Annotated in this window: 20 protein-coding genes and 1 riboswitch; of the genes, 16 read left to right on the top strand and 4 right to left on the bottom strand. The window is 47.9% G+C overall.

Annotation, left to right across the window (positions count from 1 at the left end):
- The first annotated feature begins 171 nt into the window (after positions 1-171).
- From LG368_RS07725 to LG368_RS07675, 11 genes are all read left to right on the top strand, one after another.
- A complete protein-coding gene (locus tag LG368_RS07725) occupies positions 172-1179 on the top strand; it encodes a hypothetical protein (RefSeq protein ID WP_226754154.1) in 1008 nt (335 codons plus the stop codon).
- Positions 1176-1784, top strand: coding sequence for a 16S rRNA (guanine(966)-N(2))-methyltransferase RsmD (rsmD, locus tag LG368_RS07720; protein WP_226754153.1), 609 nt, complete (start codon positions 1176-1178; stop codon positions 1782-1784). Before LG368_RS07725 ends, rsmD begins: the two co-directional genes overlap by 4 nt.
- Positions 1785-2066: 282 nt before the next feature.
- Complete coding sequence (locus LG368_RS07715) at positions 2067-3959, top strand: methyl-accepting chemotaxis protein (protein WP_226754152.1); 1893 nt, start codon at positions 2067-2069, stop codon at positions 3957-3959.
- 169 nt (positions 3960-4128) lie between these two features.
- Positions 4129-5292, top strand: a complete 1164-nt coding sequence (gene metX / locus LG368_RS07710) for a homoserine O-succinyltransferase MetX (RefSeq protein WP_226754151.1) — start codon at positions 4129-4131, stop codon at positions 5290-5292.
- A complete protein-coding gene (gene metW / locus LG368_RS07705; RefSeq protein ID WP_226754150.1) occupies positions 5282-5872 on the top strand; it encodes a methionine biosynthesis protein MetW in 591 nt (196 codons plus the stop codon). The genes metX and metW overlap by 11 nt, the downstream gene beginning before the upstream one ends.
- 38 nt (positions 5873-5910) lie before the next feature.
- On the top strand, positions 5911-6528 hold the full coding sequence (locus tag LG368_RS07700) for an XTP/dITP diphosphatase (protein WP_226754149.1): 618 nt from the start codon (positions 5911-5913) through the stop codon (positions 6526-6528).
- Positions 6525-7697, top strand: coding sequence for a radical SAM family heme chaperone HemW (gene hemW, locus LG368_RS07695; RefSeq protein ID WP_226754148.1), 1173 nt, complete (start codon positions 6525-6527; stop codon positions 7695-7697). Before LG368_RS07700 ends, hemW begins: the two co-directional genes overlap by 4 nt.
- A 319-nt stretch (positions 7698-8016) precedes the next feature.
- Entirely contained in the window at positions 8017-9600 is a 1584-nt protein-coding gene (locus tag LG368_RS07690; protein WP_226754147.1) for a BCCT family transporter, read from the top strand.
- A 131-nt stretch (positions 9601-9731) separates the two neighbouring features.
- Positions 9732-9942, top strand: a riboswitch (yybP-ykoY riboswitch).
- Between the two features lie 10 nt (positions 9943-9952).
- Positions 9953-10516, top strand: coding sequence for a TMEM165/GDT1 family protein (locus LG368_RS07685; protein ID WP_226754146.1), 564 nt, complete (start codon positions 9953-9955; stop codon positions 10514-10516).
- 33 nt (positions 10517-10549) lie between these two features.
- Complete coding sequence (locus tag LG368_RS07680; protein ID WP_226754145.1) at positions 10550-12406, top strand: putative nucleotidyltransferase substrate binding domain-containing protein; 1857 nt, start codon at positions 10550-10552, stop codon at positions 12404-12406.
- Positions 12406-13137 (top strand): 3'-5' exonuclease, encoded by a 732-nt coding sequence (locus LG368_RS07675; RefSeq protein WP_226754144.1) that lies wholly within the window; start codon positions 12406-12408, stop codon positions 13135-13137. Before LG368_RS07680 ends, LG368_RS07675 begins: the two co-directional genes overlap by 1 nt.
- Here LG368_RS07675 and LG368_RS07670 read toward each other — a convergent pair.
- Both LG368_RS07670 and LG368_RS07665 read right to left on the bottom strand, forming a co-directional pair.
- A complete protein-coding gene (locus tag LG368_RS07670) occupies positions 13125-14741 on the bottom strand; it encodes an alpha-glucosidase family protein (RefSeq protein ID WP_226754143.1) in 1617 nt (538 codons plus the stop codon). The genes LG368_RS07675 and LG368_RS07670 overlap by 13 nt on opposite strands.
- 88 nt (positions 14742-14829) lie before the next feature.
- Positions 14830-15801: a carbohydrate kinase family protein gene (locus LG368_RS07665; RefSeq protein ID WP_226754142.1), complete on the bottom strand. Its 972-nt coding sequence runs from the start codon at positions 15799-15801 to the stop codon at positions 14830-14832.
- 176 nt (positions 15802-15977) lie between these two features.
- Between LG368_RS07665 and LG368_RS07660 the strand changes: the two genes are divergently transcribed.
- The 3 genes from LG368_RS07660 (at position 15978) to LG368_RS07650 (ending at position 18707) form a co-directional block, all read left to right on the top strand.
- A complete protein-coding gene (locus tag LG368_RS07660) occupies positions 15978-16517 on the top strand; it encodes a methylated-DNA--[protein]-cysteine S-methyltransferase (RefSeq protein WP_226754141.1) in 540 nt (179 codons plus the stop codon).
- Positions 16518-16685: 168 nt separating this feature from the next.
- Positions 16686-18293: a bifunctional UDP-sugar hydrolase/5'-nucleotidase UshA gene (gene ushA, locus LG368_RS07655; RefSeq protein ID WP_226754140.1), complete on the top strand. Its 1608-nt coding sequence runs from the start codon at positions 16686-16688 to the stop codon at positions 18291-18293.
- A 219-nt stretch (positions 18294-18512) separates the two neighbouring features.
- Positions 18513-18707 carry a YgaP family membrane protein gene (locus LG368_RS07650; protein ID WP_226754139.1) on the top strand — a complete coding sequence of 65 codons (195 nt, stop codon included), beginning with the start codon at positions 18513-18515 and terminating at the stop codon, positions 18705-18707.
- A 102-nt stretch (positions 18708-18809) separates the two neighbouring features.
- Here the strand turns inward: LG368_RS07650 and LG368_RS07645 are convergent, their stop codons facing one another.
- Both LG368_RS07645 and rph read right to left on the bottom strand, forming a co-directional pair.
- A complete protein-coding gene (locus LG368_RS07645) occupies positions 18810-19340 on the bottom strand; it encodes a hypothetical protein (RefSeq protein WP_226754138.1) in 531 nt (176 codons plus the stop codon).
- 207 nt (positions 19341-19547) lie between these two features.
- Positions 19548-20267, bottom strand: a complete 720-nt coding sequence (gene rph, locus LG368_RS07640) for a ribonuclease PH (RefSeq protein WP_226754137.1) — start codon at positions 20265-20267, stop codon at positions 19548-19550.
- 174 nt (positions 20268-20441) lie between these two features.
- Here rph and LG368_RS07635 point away from each other — a divergent pair, with 174 nt between their 5' ends.
- Both LG368_RS07635 and LG368_RS07630 read left to right on the top strand, forming a co-directional pair.
- Entirely contained in the window at positions 20442-21308 is an 867-nt protein-coding gene (locus LG368_RS07635) for a YicC/YloC family endoribonuclease (RefSeq protein ID WP_226754136.1), read from the top strand.
- Positions 21309-21623: 315 nt separating this feature from the next.
- The gene (locus LG368_RS07630) at positions 21624-22874 is read left to right on the top strand and encodes a tyrosine-type recombinase/integrase (RefSeq protein ID WP_226754135.1); all 1251 of its coding nucleotides are present in this window, start codon (positions 21624-21626) and stop codon (positions 22872-22874) included.
- Position 22875 lies beyond the last annotated feature (1 nt).

Genomic DNA, 22875 nt, shown 5'->3' with positions numbered 1-22875 from the left:
AATTGGTCTCTTTATTTTGGCTGATGCAACAAGCAACGCTGAAATGCTATGATTTATTCCAACGCGACGTACATGGACACATAAAAACGATTATTTTAACATCATTCTGACTTGCAAACAGGCTTAGTTTTCTTAGGCCAGATCTTAACCCACACCGTTTTAGGGTGCATTATGGCCGACACTAGCAAACCCCTTTTTAGCCGTCCCGTTTTAGCCGCTATTATGCTGTTTTGTACCTTGGCCATCTGGCTACTCAATTTGACTGCACCAAACAGCGCCTTACCCACGCCCAACATAGACAATACCGAGACCGCATCAGGTATCCCTATCGTCTGGTTAACACAAGACGCTTGGCAACAAAGCGATAAACTCGACGTCAGCCTTGTATTTCAAACGGTCGATGAAGATTTGTCCTTGGCGCAAACCACGTTCGCCATGCTAATGAGTGATTCATTGCCTCTTAGTACGTCTCCCATAAACCAACGGCTCAGCCCCTTAGCGGCACAGGTCAGCAGTCATTACGAGCCTGGACGCCAAACCATCAGTCTAACCATGAGCAATGAGTTGGCGTATTTGCGTCCGACCTTGTCCTTAGTCACACCATGGCTGAACAAGCCAGACTTTAAATACCGCACACTTGACCGATGGCAACGCCAGCAGAAAGCCAATGATCCCACATACCCTCTTCACACGTTGGCGCAAATAAAAGCGTACTATGCTGCTCTGCAACACTCGGCATCAACCATTTTTGTTATTGGCTATGCATCTGATGAGACGAAAACGCGCCTTGTTAATGCACTCGATCAGATTAGCCAGCGCTATCAATCCCCTGTGCCAACAAACGACCTCGCTTCGCTCAGCCCTGTAGAATCGATACAAAACTGGCTCAGTTTGCAACTCTGGAAAGCGGACACTCAACACACATCGAGCCAAGACACCGATGTTTTTCAAGCTCAACTCGTTGCCCTAAGAGAATATCTTGAGCAACAAGCACTGTCACCGACTTGGTGGCGTACGATCGCCACTCAAGTGACTGACGAAAACGGCTCCCTGACCTTGGCCACCTTTGCAGAAAACTACAAAAACACACTCGATACCTTTACTATAGAAGACTATAGAGCGGCCTTAGCGCGCCTACCCATTCCTTCGCCCCATCAAGAGACTCAAGTTGACCAATGAAGAAAAACACGCTGAATAATGCCTCGAATAAAAGTAAGGCAAAGGCCTCAAAATTGCGCATCATTGCCGGTGAATGGCGTTCCCGTCAGTTGCCAGTACCCAATATCGAAGGGCTGCGTCCAACTCCAGATCGCGTGCGTGAAACCCTGTTTAATTGGATCAATGCCTATTTACCTGGTGCCGTATGTGGGGATCTGTTTTGTGGTTCAGGCGCCTTGGGGTTAGAAGCCTTATCTCGTGGCGCAAAACACGTGACCTTCGTTGATAACTCGCGCACCGTGTCCCAGCAAATGACCGCCAATCTTGCGACGCTCAACGCCACCAATGCCACTGTTGTCGCACAAAACGCAGCGGTGTTTTTGGAGTCTAGCGTTCCCCACGCCCTGGATATTGTGTTTCTAGACCCTCCTTTTCGTAAAGGCTGGCTAGGGCAAATCATTCCTTTGCTGGAAAAAGGCTGGTTAGCGCCACGTGCCCATGTCTATATTGAAATGGAAAAAGAAGCGAGCCTTCCCTTGTTGCCTGATCACTGGTCGCTGGTAAAAGAAAAAAACGCCGGCCAACTGGTGTATCGCTTATTTGAAGTCACCCAACCTTTCGCCTGAGTAAACTCAACAGATCCAAGCAGGGTACCCATAATGATGCCCTGCTCCTCTACACATACCACACGATGCACCATTAAAGCCCATTCGGTTTTTTGTGTGCTCTTTGTGTCTGGCGTTTTTGCCTTTTTTCCTCTCGCCAACCGCCGCGTCTGCTAATACATCGCTAAACGCCTCTCTTATGTAACTTTTTGTATTTCCTTGCACGATGTTTGCATACAGCCCATTAGACACACACACCAACGTGTGCTTTACCTCACCCTTTACTGATTAGGAATCGCCATTATGCTGGCAAATCTGACGTTTAAAACCAAACTCCTCTCTTTACTGGTAACCGCTGTTATTGGCTTCATCATAGTCACTTTTGTGGCGATGAATGGATTGTCTTCTCAACAAAGCGCCAACGATGAACTGAAGAAACTGTCTAAAATTCAAACATCCAATGATCAGCTCAGTATTAGCATGCTCGAAATTGCTGACAAACTGCGCTCCATTACCGCTGATAATTACCACGATTATGTAAAAAGTGCTTACCAGCAAATCGACATCAACGCAGAAATGCTCACCAAAAACATCAACCGAGCCGAAAGCAAAGCATTAAAAGACGCCTTAACAAACAATCTAGACTCCATCACGCTCTACAGCCAAGCGTTAATGGCGCTGATCAAGGAACGTCACCTCATAGGTTTTGACTCCACTTCAGGACTGCGCGGCAGTATTGATATGATGGGAGCGGAGCTGAGCAATGACGTGCGCAAACTCAGCCTTCTAAAACGCGAATTTACGAATGTTCGCAAAGCGGAAGCCAGCTATTTATCTGATCCATCAGAGGCCAACTTAGAAGAATTTAACAACAGTTTTTCTCGTTTTGAGACCCGTATTGACAACTTTGGTTTTCAAGACACCCATGGTGTCAAAGCCTACGCATACCGAGATGCCCTCATCGCCTATGGGGAGGAATACGTTAAGCTAGGTATTATTGAAAACACTTATAACTCACAAAAAATGCAGTTCACACTCAGTCAAATTACCTCTAAACAACTGATGGAAGGAAAACTCATCGACGCAGAAGCACTGGCCGAAAAGCGCTCCAACCAAGCCAGTGTCACTTTATTGTCCGTCAGCATTGCCGTTATTCTTATTGCTACGCTGTTAATGCTCGCTATTGGCCGCAGTGTTAACACCACGTTACGTAACATTATTCATGATCTTGAGAAGGTCAAACAAGGTGACATGTCTTCACAGGCGACCGTCAATAGCAAACGTAATGACGAGTTTGACCAACTCAGCCAGTCACTCAATGAAATGACAATGGGACTAGGCGACGTACTGAAGGATGTCGTCTCAACGACGAGCAGCGTGGATACCATGTCGACCGATTTAAACAATACCATCGGACGCATTTCCAGCAGCAACCACCTAGTCAACGAACGTACCCATTCGCTTGCCAAGGCCACCGATGACATTTCCAGCCGCTTAACCGAATTGTCTTCTACCACCGACAGCATTCGCGCGCAGTCCAGTGATACGTATTTATCCGCAAAATCTGGTGCAGACATTATTAGCACTGTGATCAGCAGCATCAACAACACCCTAAGCATTGTGCATACCACCAGCCAACAACTGGATGAGTTGGGACGCTTATCAAAAAATATCGATAATGTGATTGCCATGATCAACGACCTCGCCAGTCAAACGAACTTACTGGCGCTCAACGCGGCGATTGAAGCCGCGCGCGCAGGGGAAGCCGGTCGTGGTTTCTCTGTCGTCGCCGATGAAGTACGAGCGTTGGCAGAAAAAACCGTTGATGCCACCGCCAAAATCACGGACATCGTCAACACCATTCAATCCTCTACCCAAACCGCCATCAGCACCATGGAAAATGGCCAAGAAAATCTGAAAACCATCAGCACTAATGGCCAAAAAGCCGAAGAAGCCATTCGTGATATTGAACATTTTGCCATGACAGGATCGCAGTCTACCGACACAATGGCCAGTGCCATTCAAGACGTCGCCAGTACCGCCGTGCAAATGAGTACGGAAATGGTCGAAATCGCTCGTCAGCTTAATCAGGACACTCAATCCATTGATGTCTTAGCCGACAAGACCCAACAAATTCAGCAGCTTTCAACCCAGCTCGCCACGAAAACTCAGGTATTTACACTCAGAGAGGCTTAACGGTTCCTGTCAATAAAAGCAAAGGCAATACACTGAAATCCATGGTGGGGGTGATCAACTGCTTGATGCCATACAGTGCAGGCGCTAGACTGTATGGCATCATTCATCGATGGATTTTCCCACTGTTCTTTTTGGGAATTCGAGCATTTCATTAGGACAATAAAACTCTATGCCGGACGTCATTCCAGCCGACTCTGTAGGAATTGTGACGCCACAGGTGACGCAATTCGATACACCGTTAGCGCTTTCCTGCGGACAAACACTGTCCTCATATCAGCTTACCTACGAAACCTATGGCACGCTCAATAGCATCGCTTCTAATGCCATTCTTATCTGTCATGCTCTCAGCGGTGATCACCATGCTGCGGGTTATCACGCCATGTCAGATAGAAAACCAGGGTGGTGGGACTCCGCCATTGGTCCCGGTAAAGCCATTGATACCAATATCTTTTTTGTTGTGTCTTTAAACAACTTAGGCGGCTGCTCCGGCTCAACAGGCCCAACGACCGTTAATCCAGACACTGGCCAGCGCTGGGAAGCTGATTTTCCTCTTGTTACCGTTGAAGACTGGGTCGAAAGTCAGGCACGTTTAGCGGATAAGCTGGGCATTCAAACCTTTGCCGCCATTGTTGGGGGCAGTCTAGGCGGTATGCAGGTTCTAGACTGGAGTACGCGCTTCCCCACTCGCCTCAAAGCGGCCGTGATTATTGCTTCTGCTCCTAAGCTGTCAACGCAGAACATTGCCTTTAACGAAGTGGCCCGTCAGTCCATTCGACGTGACCCAGAGTTTTGTGATGGCCACTATTTGCAAAACGACTCGATACCCACCAATGGACTTGGGTTGGCACGCATGCTCGGTCATATTACGTATTTATCCGATGATGCCATGGGCGCAAAATTTGGTCGCCAAATGCGACATGACACCTATCAGTATAATTACGATATTGAGTTTGAGGTGGAAAGCTACCTGCGCTATCAGGGAAAAGCGTTCACCAAACGTTTTGATGCCAACACCTATATGCTGATGACCAAGGCATTGGATTATTTTGATCCTGCAGCGCATACCGATGGGGATCTGGCGGCCGCGCTTAGCAAAGCAGAATGTGAGTTTCTACTGGTCTCCTTTACCACGGACTGGCGCTTTTCCCCTGAGCGCAGCGAAGAGATTGTCGACGCCTTGGTCAAAGCTGGAAAGTCGGTTGCTTACGCTAAGATCGAAGCCACCGAAGGTCACGATGCCTTTTTGTTTCCAATTCCACGCTATATGGCCGTGCTAAGTACTTTTTTAACCCGTGTTGCCAGCCACCTGACGGAGAAAACCGATGCGCTCTGATTTAGAAATGATCGATGAATGGGTCAAACCCAATATTCGAGTGCTGGATTTGGCCTGTGGCCCTGGAGAACTGCTTCATCACCTAATTCAAAACAAACAGGTAAAAGGCTATGGCTTAGAAATTGGTCACGACGACCTCAATACCTGTATTGCGAAAGGGATTCCGGTACTAGAACAAAACATCGATGAAGGCTTGCACAACTTTGATGACCAAAGCTTTGACCTAGTGCTGATGACCCATGCCCTACAGCAGTTTCGTCGTCCAGACCTGTTGATTGATGAAATGCTCCGTATCGGCAAAGAATGCATCATTACGTTCCCCAATTTTGGGCACTGGCGTAGTCGCATGCATTTGGCGTTAAAAGGGCGCATGCCCGTGTCAGAATTTTTACCATACAACTGGTACGACACACCCAACATTCACTTTTTCACCTTCCAAGACTTTGAACGTCTGTGTCGTGAAAAAGACATCAAAATTTTGCGCTGGGCGGCGGTGGATGGGCAGTTAAAAGACCACTGGTGGATTCGCTCTATGCCCAACCTATTCAGCGAAACCGCCATTTTTCATATTAGTCGTTAACTGACGCCCAACGGCACCACACAATTCAGGACAATACCATGAGCCACACTCTCGTTTTAGCCAGCAACAATGCTGGCAAGATTAAAGAATTCAATGCGTTACTGGCCGACGTAGGCATCGAAGTCAAACCGCAGAACGAGTTTGATTTTGAAGAGGCAGAAGAAACCGGCTTAAGCTTTATTGAAAATGCGATTTTAAAAGCTCGCCATGCCTGTGCTCATACAGGTCTACCGGCACTGGCTGATGATTCTGGTATTGAGGTGGATTATCTTAATGGCGCTCCCGGTATTTATTCCGCCCGCTTCGCCGGAGAACACGGCAATAGCGACGCCAACAATGCGTTGCTTTTGGAAAAACTAGACGGTGTACCAGAATCACAGCGTACGGCACGCTTCCACTGCGTCTTAGCCTACATGCGTCATCAAAACGACCCAACACCCAAAGTCTTCCATGGTGTATGGGAAGGTCGTATTCTCACTGCCCATGAAGGGCAAGAAGGTTTTGGCTACGACCCTATTTTCTATGTGCCAGAGCAAGGTTGTAGTGCCGCGAGTCTCGCCAAAAACATTAAAAACAAAATCAGCCACCGTGCTCAAGCCTTACAGCAGTTGCTCGCCTCGTTCCAAGCTGAAAAAGAGCAAGGTCAACGCCTGTGAGTACCTTGTTACCACCGCTGAGCCTGTATATTCACTTACCTTGGTGCGTACGAAAGTGCCCCTATTGCGATTTCAATTCACACCAAGCGGATCGCTTTGAACACGATGGCAAACTGCCTGAAGCCGCGTACCTTGCTCAGTTGCTGGCCGACTTAGACGTGGACCTTGCTTACGTAGCAGGTCGACCTATCCAAACCGCGTTTATCGGTGGTGGAACGCCCAGCCTAATGAGTGAAGACTTCTACTATCAGTTAATGGACGCACTGCGTGACAAGCTGACTTGGGTGGATAATGCTGAAATCACCATGGAGGCCAACCCGGGCACGTTTGAACAAGAAAAATTTCGTCACTTTCGTCAAGCGGGCATCAATCGTTTATCCATTGGCATTCAAAGTTTTCAGCCAAACCTGTTGAAAACCCTAGGAAGAATCCACAACCGTGACGAAGCCATTCATGCTGTGGATAAGTCCAGAGCCGCAGGCTTTGACAATATCAACCTCGATTTGATGCATGGCTTACCCGAGCAAAGCCGTGCTATGGCAATGGAAGACCTGCAACTGGCAATCGATTTAAACCCAGAGCATCTATCTTGGTATCAACTCACTATAGAGCCAAATACCGAGTTTTATCGTCGCCCTCCCGCTTTACCAGAAGACAATACCCTTTGGGAAATCCAAGACGCCGGTCAGGCGCGCTTAACTCATTATGGTTATGACCAATACGAAGTATCGGCGAACGCAAAAGTCGGCAAACGTGCGGCACATAATCTGAACTATTGGCGCTTTGGGGACTATCTTGGTATCGGCGCCGGCGCTCATGGTAAAATAACCTTAGCCGATGGACAGATCTTTCGAACACGAAAGACACGACACCCCAATCACTACTTACATAACTTACCCGAAGCCCTCATCATTAAGGACGCCATCGCGCAAGAAGACTTGCCATTAGAATTTATGATGAACCGTCTACGCCTATTTGAAACCTTCGAATTAGCCGATTACGAACGCTTTACTTATCAAGAAGTACCGCAAGACCTGCTTAACGCGGGTGAAATAGCCCTAAAACGTGGCCTTTTAGACGCGTATGAATGGCAGCAAAAACGCGTAAAAACCACAGAAAAAGGCAAGTTGTTTCTTAATGAGTTGCTTGAATTGTTCTTATCAGAATGAGTCAAATTATTGACTGTAATTTGACATCTAACTAAATTGATGTACCCTTGACATTGCTAATAACAAAAAAAGCCATCCCAAGATGGCTTTTTTTGTTATTTAAAACCCACAATTTGATAAGCAATTCAACAGGCTACTCCGAACGACGTCGTTTACTACTCTATAACAATACCCTCGTTTTTATTCTCATACGGGTAACCACCCGCACTGTCATGGTTTTTTAATCTAACCGGGACAGAATAGGAATAAGTGATGAGAAGGAACAAAAGACGCCGTTACCAGAATACTGAAATGCTTTGCGTCCATTCAGGAGAAATTCATGAGTCATAAAGTGCCCGACAAGGGTCGGTCCGAATACAACACCTCTTATAAAGTGGGGCAGGATAACATTCAGTTTCTTGGCCTTGATGTACTAAACCCGGTGTTTACCACCAGTGCCATCATTATTTTTGCTTTTATCGTTGGCAGCATTCTCTTTCCTACCGACGCCAGTAGTGTATTGGCTGGCGCCAAGAATTGGTCAATCAGTAACTTTGATTGGTTGTTTGTCGTTTCTGGTAATATTTTTGTTCTATTCTGCCTACTCTTGATTGTGATGCCTTTTGGTAAAATACGCCTCGGTGGCATAGACGCCAAAGCGGATCATTCAACCATCACGTGGTTCTCTATGCTGTTTGCCGCTGGCATGGGCATCGGCTTGATGTTCTGGAGTGTTGCAGAGCCCGTTGCCTATTATACTGGCTGGTACGGCACCCCATTTGATGTCGCACCAAACACTCCCGAGGCGAGAGAGTTGGCCATGGGCGCCACCATGTTCCACTGGGGGCTGCATCCTTGGGCAATTTATGCGGTTGTCGGTTTGTCTTTGGCATTTTTTGCCTACAATAAAGGGCTTCCTCTAACGATTCGTTCGGCTTTTTACCCATTGTTTGGTGAGAAAGTATGGGGCGCTATCGGTCATATTATTGATGTGATTTCGGTTATTGCCACCATTTTTGGTTTGGCCACGTCTTTAGGCTTTGGTGCACTGCAAGCCAGCAGTGGCCTGCATTTCTTGTTTGATGTGCCCAATACTCTAACCACACAAATCCTTGTCATTTGTGGTGTTACCGGTGTGGCAATTATCTCAGTAGCACGTGGCCTAGAAGGCGGCGTAAAACTGCTGTCTAACGTCAACATGTTAATCGCTGCCGTGCTCGCCATCTTTATTGTGATTGTGGGCAGCACAGGCGCTATTTTCTCTGCGATGGGCTCTTACCTATTCAATTACGTTGATAACATTATTCCTCTCAGTAACTGGATTGGTCGTGAAGATGAAACCTTCTTCCATGGCTGGACTGTGTTCTATTGGGCGTGGTGGATTTCTTGGTCGCCATTCGTTGGTATGTTTATCGCGCGCGTTTCTCGTGGCCGTTCAGTACGTGAATTCGTTATCGCGGTTCTGTTAGTACCCACCGCTGTGTCTTTGGTTTGGATGTCGATCTTTGGGGGTTCTGCCCTTGATCAGTCTGCAAACGGCATTGGCGTATTGGCAAATGGCATCACAGATTCGTCTTTGGCTATGTTCCAAATGTTTGAAAACCTTCCCATGACGTCTGTTATTTCCTTTATCGGCATTGTGTTGGTCTTGGTATTCTTTGTTACCTCATCCGACTCAGGCTCTTTGGTTATCGACGGTATTACCGCCGGTGGTAAAACCGATGCGCCCATGATTCAGCGCGTTTTCTGGGCCGTTTTGGAAGGGGTTATCGCGATTGCATTGCTTGTTGGGGGTGGCTCTGAAGCCCTTAGTGCGATCCAGGCCGCGGCCATTACGATTGGTCTGCCGTTTACTGTCCTCATGCTTATTATGTGTGTGAGCTTATGGAAGGGTCTGAAGAGCGACATGCATTTATACAAATAGTCGCTGATTCACGCCTTAAAAAGTAAGGCTGACATCCTGCTTCTCACCAGCAATGGAGAAAGAAGCACACAAAACAACGCGAGCAACCTCGGTTCCTCGCGTTGTTTTCTTTAGGGAAATACCCTATTATCATCGCTCTCTTGGGGGAGTAATCTTCTTTGTCGTATTGTTAGCGTAACGCAGACAGAAAACGCAAAGATTCTTTGTCAACATCATTGAGCCTCATGCTCGTGGCAAAGAAGTCCTAACACGGCACAAGTCGTAGGATTGATGAGACTTAAGACACACACTTGGCCAGGTGGGCCCGAGTTGTTGTCTTTTGTTTGATCGCCCACCTAGGATACACATTGAAATGGACACCTTTTTCACCTCCGTCTTTACTGTGGCTTTAGCGGAAATGGGCGACAAAACCCAACTCTTAGCCCTATTCCTCGCGACGCGTTTTACCTCGAAAATGGCCATCGTTATGGGCATTTTATTGGCGACCCTATTCAACCATGGCGTATCCGCTTGGCTAGGGGTCGAACTGTCACATTGGATCCCTGACAGCGCTTTAAACTGGGTCGTTGGACTGAGCTTTATTGCTGTCGGTCTATGGTTATTAATTCCCGATAAAGACAACAGCGATGACAGCAAGATGCTGAAATACGGTGCCTTTGGGGCGTCTTTCCTGCTCTTTTTCCTTGCCGAAATTGGCGACAAAACACAAATCGCTACCGTCTTATTGGGTGCGCACTATGGCGGTGTTTGGCTGGTCTTGATAGGCTCCACGTTAGGCATGATGCTCGCAAATGTGCCAGTGGTTTTCGCAGGGCATTGGTTGATGAATAAGATCGATGCCAATCGTACAAGGCAGCTGGCCTGCGCACTGTTTCTTATCATTGGCATCGTGACCATGGTCACGCCTTTTTTCTAACACTGATCACCCAACTCATAGGTAGTAACCACGATGGACGTTGAATTAACCGAAATACTCGATGCGTTGTGCCAACACGCGCCCTTTGACGACATCGCCGACGACCCGCAACTGCATGACATGAGTAAAGAAGTGGAAATTCAATACGTGCGAGCAGGCGAATGGGTGATCGCCCCCAGCGCCTTGAACAACGCGTTGTTTTTCATTCGCAGTGGTGCCATTGAGGTATTAAGTAAAGAAAATAAAATGATTCGACGTATGAACGAAGGGGAGCTGTTTGGCTACTTCTCGTTATTGCGTGGGGGAAAATCTTCACAAGCCATGCGTACCATAGAAGACAGCTTGCTGTACCGCATTCCTGCACGCTGGTTTCTTAAATTCTATGAAGAAAACGATACCTTTTCCGACTTTTTTGAACTGGCTCGCGAAGTCCGTTTGCGCATTGCCATGGATTCACAGAGCTCAGATGTCTCTTTAATGACCTGCCCCGTTGTGAGCTTATTGCGTCGTCAACCCATCAGTACGGATCAATCTTCTGATATTCGTACCGCGGCGCAAATCATGACCGAACATCGTGTCTCCAGTTTGTTGATCACTGAAAACGATGAACTGATTGGCATTGTCACGGATCGCGATCTGCGCACCCGAGCCGTGGCGCAGGGGCTCAGCTACGACTGCCCTATTTCCAGCATTATGACCCATGACCCTATTATCATGGACAGTGGTGATTACGCGTCAGAAGCCGTGCTGAAAATGATGGAACGTAATGTTCACCATATTCCCATTATTAAACATGGCCGTCCTATTGGGGTGATCAGCACGGGCGATCTGATTCAAAAAGAAAGTCATGGCAGTGTCTATTTGATCAGTGATATTTACAAACAAACCAGCATTGAAGGACTGAAAAATATCAGTCGTAAAATGACCCACACCTTCACTCAGCTGGTGCTGGCCGATGCCAATACACAAATGATCGGCAATGCCATGTCGCATATTGGTACGGCTTTTGTAAAACGCTTGCTCAAGCTGGCCGAAGAAAAGTTTGGCCCACCACCGGTGCCTTATTGTTTTATTGCCCTAGGATCGCAAGCCCGAGAAGAGCAAACCATCAAAACCGATCAAGATAACGCGCTGATTCTAAGCGACAAATACGACCCTGAACAGCACGGTGACTACTTCAAAGCACTGTCTGACTGGGTATGTCAGCACCTAGACGACTGTGGTTATGACCTTTGTACGGGCGACATCATGGCGTCCAACACACGCTGGCGTCAGCCATTGAAAGTCTGGAAAGGTTACTTTAGCGATTGGATACAAAAACCCAAAGCGGAAGCCCTGTTGCACCTGTCGATTTTCTTCGATCTGCGTGGTATCTACGGCGATAAAACGCTTGCCAAACAACTCAACCGCCACATTCGCCAAGAAGTCAAACAACACTCAGGTTTTTTAACCTATATGGCCCGCAACGCCAATCAGCGTAAACCGCCTTTGGGGTTCTTCCGCCAATTTGTCTTGGATGGAGGCGGCAAACAGTCGCACACCTTCAACCTGAAAGAGCGCGGCATCGCCCCCATCATTGATATTGTCCGTGTGCACGCCCTTGCCTGCGGCAGTGATAAACTCAACACCCTAGAGCGCATCGAAGACATTGAAGAAGCAGGATTGTTACCAGACGGCCGTGCCAAAGACCTGGCCTTAGCGCTGGAAATGATTGGCATGGTGCGGATTCGCAATCAAAAAGAACAAATTGAAGCCGGCGAAGAACCCAATAACCAAGTGAACCCTGAAAACCTTTCGTCTTTTGAGAAACGCCACTTAAGGGATGCCTTTCATATTGTGTCTCGTCAGCAGGAATTTATTAAATTTCGCTACGCAGGGAAACGCAGCTGATGAACAAAGCCACCACAAAGACCGCTTGTGTTAAAAAGATCCCACCAAAAAATCAGCAAGATTGGCAAGCCATGTACGCTGATTGGGCAAAAGAAGCACCCGAAGGCCCACTCAAACGCTTTTATGAAGCCGGTATGATCGCCGCGCAAATACCCCTCAAAGACACGCCATTACTGGCTTTGGATTTGGAAACTACAGGGCTGGAACCAAGCCAAGATGAAATCATCAGTCTTGGTCTGATTCCTCTTAATCATCAGACCATTCGTTGCCAAGGCGCCAAATATTGGATGGCCAAGCCTGAACGATCACTGAACGCAGAATCCGTCACCATCCATGAAATTACGCACACCGAGTTGGCCGAAGCGCCTAGGCTAGAGGCGATTTTAGACGATATTCTTGAGGCATTAACACAACAAGTCGTGGTCGTGCATTGCGTCTCGATCGAACGACAATTTTTGCTCGAAGCTTCAATGAAAATATACGGCTATCCACTGTACTTTCCGGTTCTGGACACCATGGACATTGAACGGCAGGTGATGCATCGGCCTTGGTGGAAACGCTTTGGGCAACCGCCTTCTTTGCGCTTAGATGCCTGCCGACAGCGTTACAAACTGCCACGCTATAAAGCGCACCATGCGTTAACCGATGCCCTATCGTCAGCCGAGCTTTTGCAAGCTCAGATGGCGTATCATATGGATTTGGACGCGGATATCGCCAGCTATTGGGTGTAATAACCCACTTGATAGGCCGGCAAGGTCAGCGTAAGACCGGTTAAGTGACTACGAAAACCATGCCCCGTCACAGGCTGAAGGTTTGCTTCCAATGTCGCCTGCTGTGTCTCTCCTGTCAGGTTCAACACCACCCACAGACGTTGTCCTTCATATTCCCGCACAAACGCCACCAGTTGCTCATTATCTACCGGCAATAGAGTAAGTGATCCCTTACGCAATACAGCCTGTTGTTGACGCCAGTAAATCAACCTGCGCACCTTGTGTAGCAAGGCGTCTGAGTTTGCTTCTTGCACCGCGACACTGAGTGATAAATGGCGCGGGTCCACAGGCAACCAAGGCTCGACCGTGGAGAATCCGCCTTGTTCACTTTCATCCCACACCATAGGCGTTCGACAACCATCACGGCCTTTGAACACCGGCCATAAAGGAATGCCGTAAGGGTCTTGAATACGCTCAAACGGCACGTCCGCTTCAGGCAAACCGAGTTCTTCCCCCTGATACAAGCACACACTGCCGCGCAACGACAGAATCAACGCCATCGCCGTTAGCGCATACTGCTCGCCATCCGTCGCATCGCCCCCCCAACGAGTACGAGCGCGCATCACATCATGATTCGACAATGCCCAGCACGGCCAACCATCTGCTACCGTCTCGTTCATGTTCGTCAAAGTGGTACGAATGTACTCGGGGGAATGAGGCTTATTGAGAAAATCAAAGGTGTAGGCCATATGAAGTTTATCGCCTCCGGACGTGTATTCCGCCATCCGTTTTAGCGGAAAATCATCGCCAATTTCCCCCACCATGGCACGACCGGGGTATTCCTCTAGCAGGGCACGCACTTGTTGTAAAAACGGTACATTTTCAGGGCGACTCAAGTCATACACATGGCGCTGATAAGTGTATGGATTATCGTGCGGTGCACCCATGGTTTTAGGTTCGCCGGGCAACACCGGAGGATTATCTTCCAAACCTTGGCTGTGGAAGTAAAAATTCACCGTATCAAGGCGAAAGCCATCAACGCCCATGTCTAGCCAAAACCGCATGGTGTCTAGATGCACTTGACGCACTTCTGGATGATGGAAATTGAAGTCTGGCTGGGATTCTAAAAAGTTGTGTAAATAGTACTGTAGACGACGGCTGTCCCACTTCCAGGCACTGCCACCAAAGATCGACAACCAATTATTTGGCGGTGAACCATCGGGCTTGGGATCAGACCACACATACCAATCCGCTTTGGGGTTCGTTTTATCCTGTCGGCTCTCTTCAAACCAAGGATGCACATCAGAGGAATGGCTGATCACCTGATCAATCATCACCTGTAAACCCAGGGCATGGGCACGTTCAGTCAGCGCTTTAAAATCCGCCAAGGTGCCAAACATGGGATCGATGTCTCGGTAATCCGACACATCGTAGCCAAAGTCTTTCATGGGCGAGGTAAAAATAGGCGATAACCAAATCCCGTCGACGCCCAACGAAGCGACGTACTCTAATTTACCCGTAATGCCCACCAGGTCACCGATGCCATCGCCATTTGAATCCATAAAACTGCGTGGGTATATTTGATAAATAATTCCCCCTTTCCACCAATTCAAATCCGACGTCATCTTGCTCTCCGAGGTCTGTATGATTAAGTCACATCATAGTGCCCTGCTCTCTCCTTGGGAGCAAGCCAGTAGGCATCAGCAAAGTGGCTTAAAAACGTGCTAATTGCGCTTCTGCTTCCGCCAAGCTAGGCAAAGACGGATACGCCCCCAGCTTGGTCACGGAATCCGCACCACAAGCGGCCGCAAAACGTACAATGTCCACCAACTGTGAAGCGGTTAACTGCGTCAACGACGCGCTGTCGCCGCCTAACTCTGCGAGTTTGTACAGCAAGCCACCCACAAAAGCATCGCCCGCTGCGGTGGTGTCTTTTACGGCCACTTTTGGCGTGACAACTTTATGCTCACCGTGAGCTTTCGTGTAAAAGCGAATTGGGTTGCCGCCGTCGGTCAACACGAACAAGCTCACACCTGCCGCAAGGCTGTCATTAATCAACGCAAAAGGGTCTTCCGCCATAACGGCAAGCTCTTCTAAACTGGCTTTGACCACATCGCCGCTTTGCATCCAATCAATAACGCGTTGCGTGTTTACCTGACCGTTGGGCCACAAGTTAGTACGCAAATTCACATCGATGCTGACAATCCAATTGGCCGCGCGCGCCATTTTCACACCCGCAGTAGTGGCTTGAGTAATATCAGCGTCCGTTAAGGTGTTGGAACAGGTATGGAACACGCCCTGTTCGTCGGCAAACCAAGCGCCATCAAAGTCGCTGTCACGAAACAAGATGTCTGCCGATGGGCTACGATAAAATTCAAAGCTGCGCTCACCGGTGTTATCCAGACTGACGAACGCCAAAGCGGTTTTGGCCTCTTGTGTCATCAGCATCTTGCTGGTGTCCACACCATAATCGTCCAACGACGTTTTTAAGAAATGACCAAACGCATCCTCGCCCACTTGACCGACAAAATGGCTGTTTCCACCCAAACGTGCCACGGCAACAGCCACATTGGCTGGCGCACCACCGGGAAATTTCGTGAAAGACTCTAACTCACCCGCTTGAGTGGCGCCGTTAGAAAGAAAGTCAATCAAGGCTTCGCCAAAGGCCATTACTTTTGTTGTCATGGTTGTGTTCTCTTTAATCAATACAAAATAGGTGAAAAATTATGCAGGCCAACGCCTATTAAATCAATTTAATTTATTTAAGTGACTTACACCTGTAACGGTAAAGATTTTTTGTTTAAAACATCAACCGAAAAATATAATGTTGGATGTCACTGTTATTGTATCGAGAACACATCATGGCCCAAGTAAAGCAGAACCTGAGTAAAAGTCGAATCGATTATGCCTGTCGTCGTACCGCCTTAGGGTGGATGATCATGGCCGCTACAGAGAAAGGCGTCTGCTGTGTGCAATTTGGTGACGACGAAACACGTTTGGTGTCTCTATTGAATAACGAATTTCCAAATGCTGAATTAAGACCGTCCAACGCTCAAACGTCCCTAGCGCTCAACGATTGGGTAGCTGCGTTAGATCACCATATTTCCTCCAAAGCGCCGTGCCCCGACTTGCCTCTCGACCTTCACGGCACCGACTTTCAAAAAGAAGTTTGGCAGCGTTTATTGACGATTCAGGCTGGTAGCACCCGCAGTTATGGCGAACTCGCCACCCAAATCGATCGACCTAACGCTGTGCGTGCGGTCGGCACAGCCTGCGGTAAAAATCGTATTGCTGTGTTAATTCCCTGTCATCGGGTGCTACGAAGCGACGGCAATCTTGGCGGCTATCGTTGGGGATTGGAGCGCAAACAAGCCCTGCTTGATAAAGAAAGCGGCCGCTAAAAACAAGATATTGCACAATTGGTCAAAAATGACGCTCTGTCTCTCGAACTTGTCATCAATATACGATACATTTTCTTTAGTCTGGTTAAATAAAAAGTCACTCCATAGTGTCATTTAGCCACTGCGAGCAAAAATACAGCCGACTTTTATTATTTAAGGAACTCAATCATGCCGTCCACTCAGCGTTTTTTCGCACATCTTGCCGTCGCAGGTGTTGCACTGTCGATTACTGCCTGTTCTGTCGTGGGGCCACAACAGCCCGACTGGGAAGCCGACAAAGAGTATCGCGTTACCATTTTGCACACCAATGACCACCACGGGCGCTTCTGGCAAAATCGCAATGGCGAATACGGCATGGCGGCACGCAAAACCCTGATCGATAACATTCGTGAAGAGGTGTCATTAAATGAGGGGAATTCCTTATTACTGTCTGGTGGTGACATCAACACAGGTGTGCCTGAATCCGATTTGCAAGACGCTGAGCCTGATTTCCGTGGTATGAAAATGCTTAACTACGACGCCATGGCACTGGGCAACCATGAGTTCGACAACCCTTTGTCGGTCTTAAAACAACAACAAGAATGGGCGGGATTTCCCTTCCTATCAGCCAACATTTTAGATGAAAAAACCGGCAAACCTCTGTTTGATGCCTATCAAATTTTCCAAGTAGACGATTTAAAAGTCGCTGTGGTCGGTTTCACAACGGACGATACCGTCAAACTGGGCAACCCAGAATACCTTGATGGCATTAAGATTGAGTCGCCTATTGAAGTGGCAAAAGACCTCATTCCAACGTTGCGTAAAAAAGCCGATCTTGTTGTTGCAGTGACGCATATGGGGCACTATAAAAATGGCGATCACGGTGGCAATGCACCCGGTGACGTTGCTCTAGCCCGTGCGGTTCCAGGCATTGATGTGGTCGTTGGTGGTCACTCTCAAAACCCTTTATTTGAACCAGATGAGCAAAACGGTACCTTGATTCTTCAAGCGCACGAATGGGGTAAATACGTCGGTCGTTTGGATTTCGTCTATAAAAACGGTGACATTGTTGACTACGAATACCGTTTGATTCCAGTAAATTTGAAAAAGAAAATCAAAGACGCGGATGGCAATTCTGTGCGTGTTTTCTTAGAAAATGAAATCGCTCAGGACCCTGCGATGCTGGAAATGCTGACACCTTTCCAAGAAAAAGGCCAAGCGGAATTAAACGTTGAAATTGGTTTTTCCGAAGTGGATTTTGTCGGTGATCGCAGTGTGGTACGAAACGAAGAAACCAACCTAGGCAACCTTATTTCCATTGCCATGAAAGAAAAAGTCAACGCAGACATCGGCATCATGAACTCTGGCGGTATTCGCGATAACCTTGAAAAAGGCACTGTGACCTACAAGAGCGTGTTGAAAGTACAACCGTTCGGCAACATGGTCTCTTATGTTGACTTCACCGCAGATGAGCTGACTGAGTATTTGTCTGCGGCGGCGGCGAAACAAGCGGGTACCGGTGCCTTTGCTCAATTTGATGGTGTATCTTTGACCCTAGAAGACGATCAAGCAACGGATATCATGATCAATGGCGAAGCGCTGAATGCCAGCCAGACGTATCGTATCGCCATGAACAACTACACCGCTTCGGGTGGTGATGGCTATCCTAAAATTGTCAATCACCCTAACTACGTGAACTCAGGCTATGTCGACGCCGATGTGCTGGTAGAATACATCCAGTCACATTCACCGTTGAAAGCGGCTGACTTTGCCCCTGACGGTGCCGTGATGCGTTAAAAGCGCTGTTGCGTTGTTTTGGTTGTATAGAAAGAGCAAAGCTCATTGAGTTTGCTCTTTTTTTTGGGCATGACGCTACAAAGCGACCACAGAGCAATGACGAGCGAGAGAAGAAAATAAACACAACATTATTAAATTAGATATATCTAATGTTTTTAAAATAATGTTATCCTATAACGCTCTATCATTATCTCATCTTTTAAAATAAGGAAATCAATCATGAAAGCAAACGTTGGCGGCATAGATAAGGCATTGAGAATCATTGTTGGCGCGGCACTGATCGCATTAGCCTTAACCAATGTAATTGGTGTATGGGGTTACATTGGCGTATTGCCTTTGTTGACAGGGTTGTTTAATTTTTGTGGTTTATACACTTTGTTGGGGATCAACTCCTGCAAACTACCTCGTAAATAACAGCAATAAGAGTAACAGCAATAAGCCGTCTGCTTGGCGCAAACCGTTTCACTAAAAAAGGCGCTAAATTGCGCCTTTTTTAATCTGCGTTGTCAGTACGTATTAAGGAACTCGTCGGTAATTCAATGACCAGGTTAGTGGCGTCGGTAGCTTCTCTGATTCCAGTTTAGCGGTGTAAAGCAGTCTCTGATCGTTCAATCGTTGCCATGTGTTGGTTCTTTTACCCCGCTCTGACGTTAAAATCACCACCACGGAGTCTGCCGTGTGCTGATAGGTTGCAAAAATATCCACCCCTTCGTCATCCGTTTTGATCTTCTCGCCCTGTGCAATCATGGGTACCACCTCGGTTTCAGTGTCGTCGCACTGCCACTGGAATTGCGCTTTTTGCCAATCTAATTGCCATTGATCACAAATCTGCGTTTGTTCGCGAAGAACCGGTTTGGCCAAGGCTCTGATAAAGAAATTCATCTCTTTTGCGACCTTATTTACCGCCACTTCCAATGTTGCTTGGGTCTGATCGGCATTTTGTAGCTGCCATTTACCGGTTACGTCGGGGGGATTTTGCTGGGCTGCCACAGTCAAGCTGGTGAGTAACAAGGCGCCTGTCAGGCCTGTTTTGATTCGTTGGCTCACTGTTCTTCTCCTTATTTTTATTCTTATGGTGCCAAGAATAATCGCAGAGATCAGGGGCCGTGTGAGGCGCAAAAACACGCACAATAACTGACAATAAACGCCAATCCTTCGCATAAAAAAATCCAGCCTAAGCTGGATTTACGGATGTAACGCGGATACTCACCAAGAGTCGGTTATATTGATCCACTTGGCTCGCAATTAGACCGCTTATTTATCAAACAAAGCCGCGCGTTGCGCTTCAATGATTTCAGCGATGCCCTTACGTGCCACTTTTAACATGCCCATCATGTGTTCGTCACTAAACGCCTCACCTTCAGCCGTGCCCTGAATTTCAATAAAACCGCCCTTATCATTCATAATAACGTTCATGTCCGTTTCGGCATTCGAGTCTTCTGGGTAATCCAAGTCCAATACGGGAACGCCCTTGTACACACCCACTGAAATCGCCGCGATTTGCGACACAATGGGGTTTTGTTTAATTTTTTTGTTTTCGACTAATACCCGCATGGCGTCGGCCAGTGCGACGAAACCGCCAGTGATCGAGGCAGTACGCGTACCACCGTCGGCTTGAATGACGTCACAGTCGATGGTGATGGTGTTTTCACCGAGTTTTTTCAGATCCACCGCCGCACGCAAAGAACGGCCAATCAGACGCTGAATTTCGACCGTACGGCCACCTTGTTTACCTCGAGCGGCTTCGCGGTCCATACGGTTGCCCGTAGAGCGTGGCAACATACCGTATTCTGCTGTTATCCAGCCTTGACCCTTGCCTCGCAGAAATCGTGGCACGCCGTGTACAACCGTGGCGGTACAGATAACCTTGGTATCGCCACATTCAATAAGCACGGAACCTTCCGCATGTTTTGTGAAGTTGCGGGTAATTTTCAGGGGACGTAACTGGTCTACTTCTCTTCCGCTTGGGCGCATACTTATTCTCTCTTTTATCGAATCGTCATAAGGGCGCAATTATAACGAACTGACGTAAAATTGCGCCCCTGATAGAACAAAACCCCCTTAGAAGCGGGCTCTGTTGAAGCCGGTGGGGTTAGGCTACAATATTGTTTTTTCATCTTTCAATTTGCCTCACCTTAGGAACTCAATATGACTGCAAGCATGACCGCCTTTTCACGCCAAGAAGCTGTATACGACTGGGGCAGCATTAGCTGGGAAGTGCGCTCGGTAAACCAACGCTATCTAGAGCCTAATTTCCGTTTGCCAGAGAATTTTCGCGAGTTGGAATTTGCTTTTCGTGATGTGCTACGCAAGAAACTTAATCGCGGCAAACTCGAGTGTCAGTTGCGCTTTCAAGCGGTCGATAAAGCCGCTACGGGTCTCACAATTAACCCTGAAAACGCGCAAGCATTGGCGTCGGCCATTGATTCTCTTGGCACTTGGTTTAAAGACCTTGATCCAGCCAATCCGTTGGATATCTTGAAGTGGCCGGGGATTTTGAGCGAAGAAAGTACCGACTTCGATAAGATCAAAAAAGCGGTCGTAGACTTATTCCATCAGGCGGTTGAAGAGCTGATTCAGGTGCGCTTGCGTGAAGGCGCGGAATTAAAGGACATTATTGAACAACGTTTGGATGCGATCGACGCCATTGTGGTAGAAGTGCAGGCGAAACTACCAGAGATCATTGCCGCGCAAAAACAAAACTTATTGGATAAATTGGCCGCGGCGAAAGTGGAACTTGACCCCATGCGTGTTGAGGCGGAAATTGTTGTTCTAGCACAAAAAGCCGACGTGGCTGAGGAACTCGATCGCCTCGCGACCCACACTAAGGAAGTGCGCCGTCAGATGCAACAAAAAGGCCCTATTGGCCGTCGACTCGATTTCTTAATGCAAGAACTCAACCGCGAAGCCAACACCCTATCATCGAAATCTATCGTGGTTGAAACCACTCAAAGCGCTGTGGAACTGAAGGTATTGATTGAACAAATGAGAGAGCAGATCCAAAATATCGAATAGTTTTTTTACCCGTCCAAGAATGTCTTAGAAGCCCTGTTATTTGCTTGTAAATACAGGGCTTTTTTATTTTTCCCGTCCAAATCGGTTTGCAGATGTCCGTTACCAACTACCTGTTTAGTGGTGGGCAGAATGGTGGGCAGTCCCCTCATTTTTGCTCAATAAGCATTTTGCGGTGAGCAAATTGGTGGGCAGTAAGTTACCCAATTTTCGCATTTAACTCGCCACCACAACAGGTTAGCTGCTGATTCAATAAGCAAATCGGTGGTGGGCAGCCATTATTGCCCCCTCCATTATTTCAGCAACTATGGAGTAAACATGGGAAAACTCACAGCAAAACAGGTTATTGCATACAGCAAAGCCGACCCAAAAAAATATTCAGATGGTGAAGGGTTATACTTTTGCGTCCGCAAACAAGGCTCGCCTTACTGGATGATCCGCTACACCACAGCCAAAGGAAGACGAGAAGCAACCTTGGGGCAATTTCCTTTAATGTCGTTGGCAGACGCCAGAATTGCCGCCGCATACTTTCGAAAGGAAGTACGTGACGGCATAGATCCTCTTCTGGAAAAACAGAAAATCGAGTTACCTGACATTGAAACCGTGGATCAACTGTTTCATGACTGGTATCGAACCGATCTGAGTAGACGACTTAAGCATCCCAAGATTCCGTATCGGGTTTACACCAAAGACATAAGCCCAGTCATTGGCATAAAGTGTATTGCTGAGGTGACCGCACGTGACGTACGCGAAGTATTAGAGCGCATTCGAGAAAGTAACCGTCCTACCATTGCCAACGATACCTTGATGTACATGAAGCAGCTGTTTCGACATGCGATAAAGCTCGACTTAACGCTGAACAACCCCGCCGCAGCATTTACCGTGGACGATGCCGGTGGTGTGGAGTCCAGTAAAGACAGGATGCTCAGCAAAGAGGAAATTCACTACGCCTTTAGCGTGTTTCATACCCATATCAATAGCTTTGGCCGCGACAACTACCTCGCTTGCTGCCTGTTTTTGGTATTGGGCGTGCGCAAAAGCGAACTGTGCGAAGCCATGTGGCGTGAAATGGATTTAACCACGGGCGTATGGGATCTGCCCAAAGAACGCAGTAAAACTGGCGTGCCAATCAGCATTCCCTTACCACGCCAAGCCATTGCCTGGTTTAACGAGCTGCAAATCCGCGCTTGTGGCTCACCTTATGTTTTCCCAGCCAGACGAGCAAGCCATCGTCCACATATGGGGCCAGATACGCTAAACCGCGCCATTTCTAAACTCTTTGGTCGCGAGCCAGGGCGCAAAAAACAGCCTCCCAATAAAATGGGCAAACTTGAACACTTCACCGTACACGATCTGCGCCGCACCTTTCGCAGCCTTGCCGCCTCTTTGGGCATTGCAGGCAATGTGGCCGAACGCTGTCTTAACCATAAGCTAAAAGGCGTTGAGGGTATCTACGACCGCCACGATTACTTTGAAGAGCGCCGAATTGCCCATCAAACCGTGGCTGATGTAGTTGAGCCACTGGTGAACTTTGAGCCACATTCGCAACAGCACGCAGGAGGGCATTAAC

The sequence above is a fragment of the Marinomonas algarum genome (assembly GCF_020532605.1).
Taxonomy (GTDB): domain Bacteria; phylum Pseudomonadota; class Gammaproteobacteria; order Pseudomonadales; family Marinomonadaceae; genus Marinomonas; species Marinomonas algarum.
The sequence above is the reverse complement of the archived record's forward strand: the minus strand, read 5'-3'. Positions and strand labels throughout refer to the sequence as shown.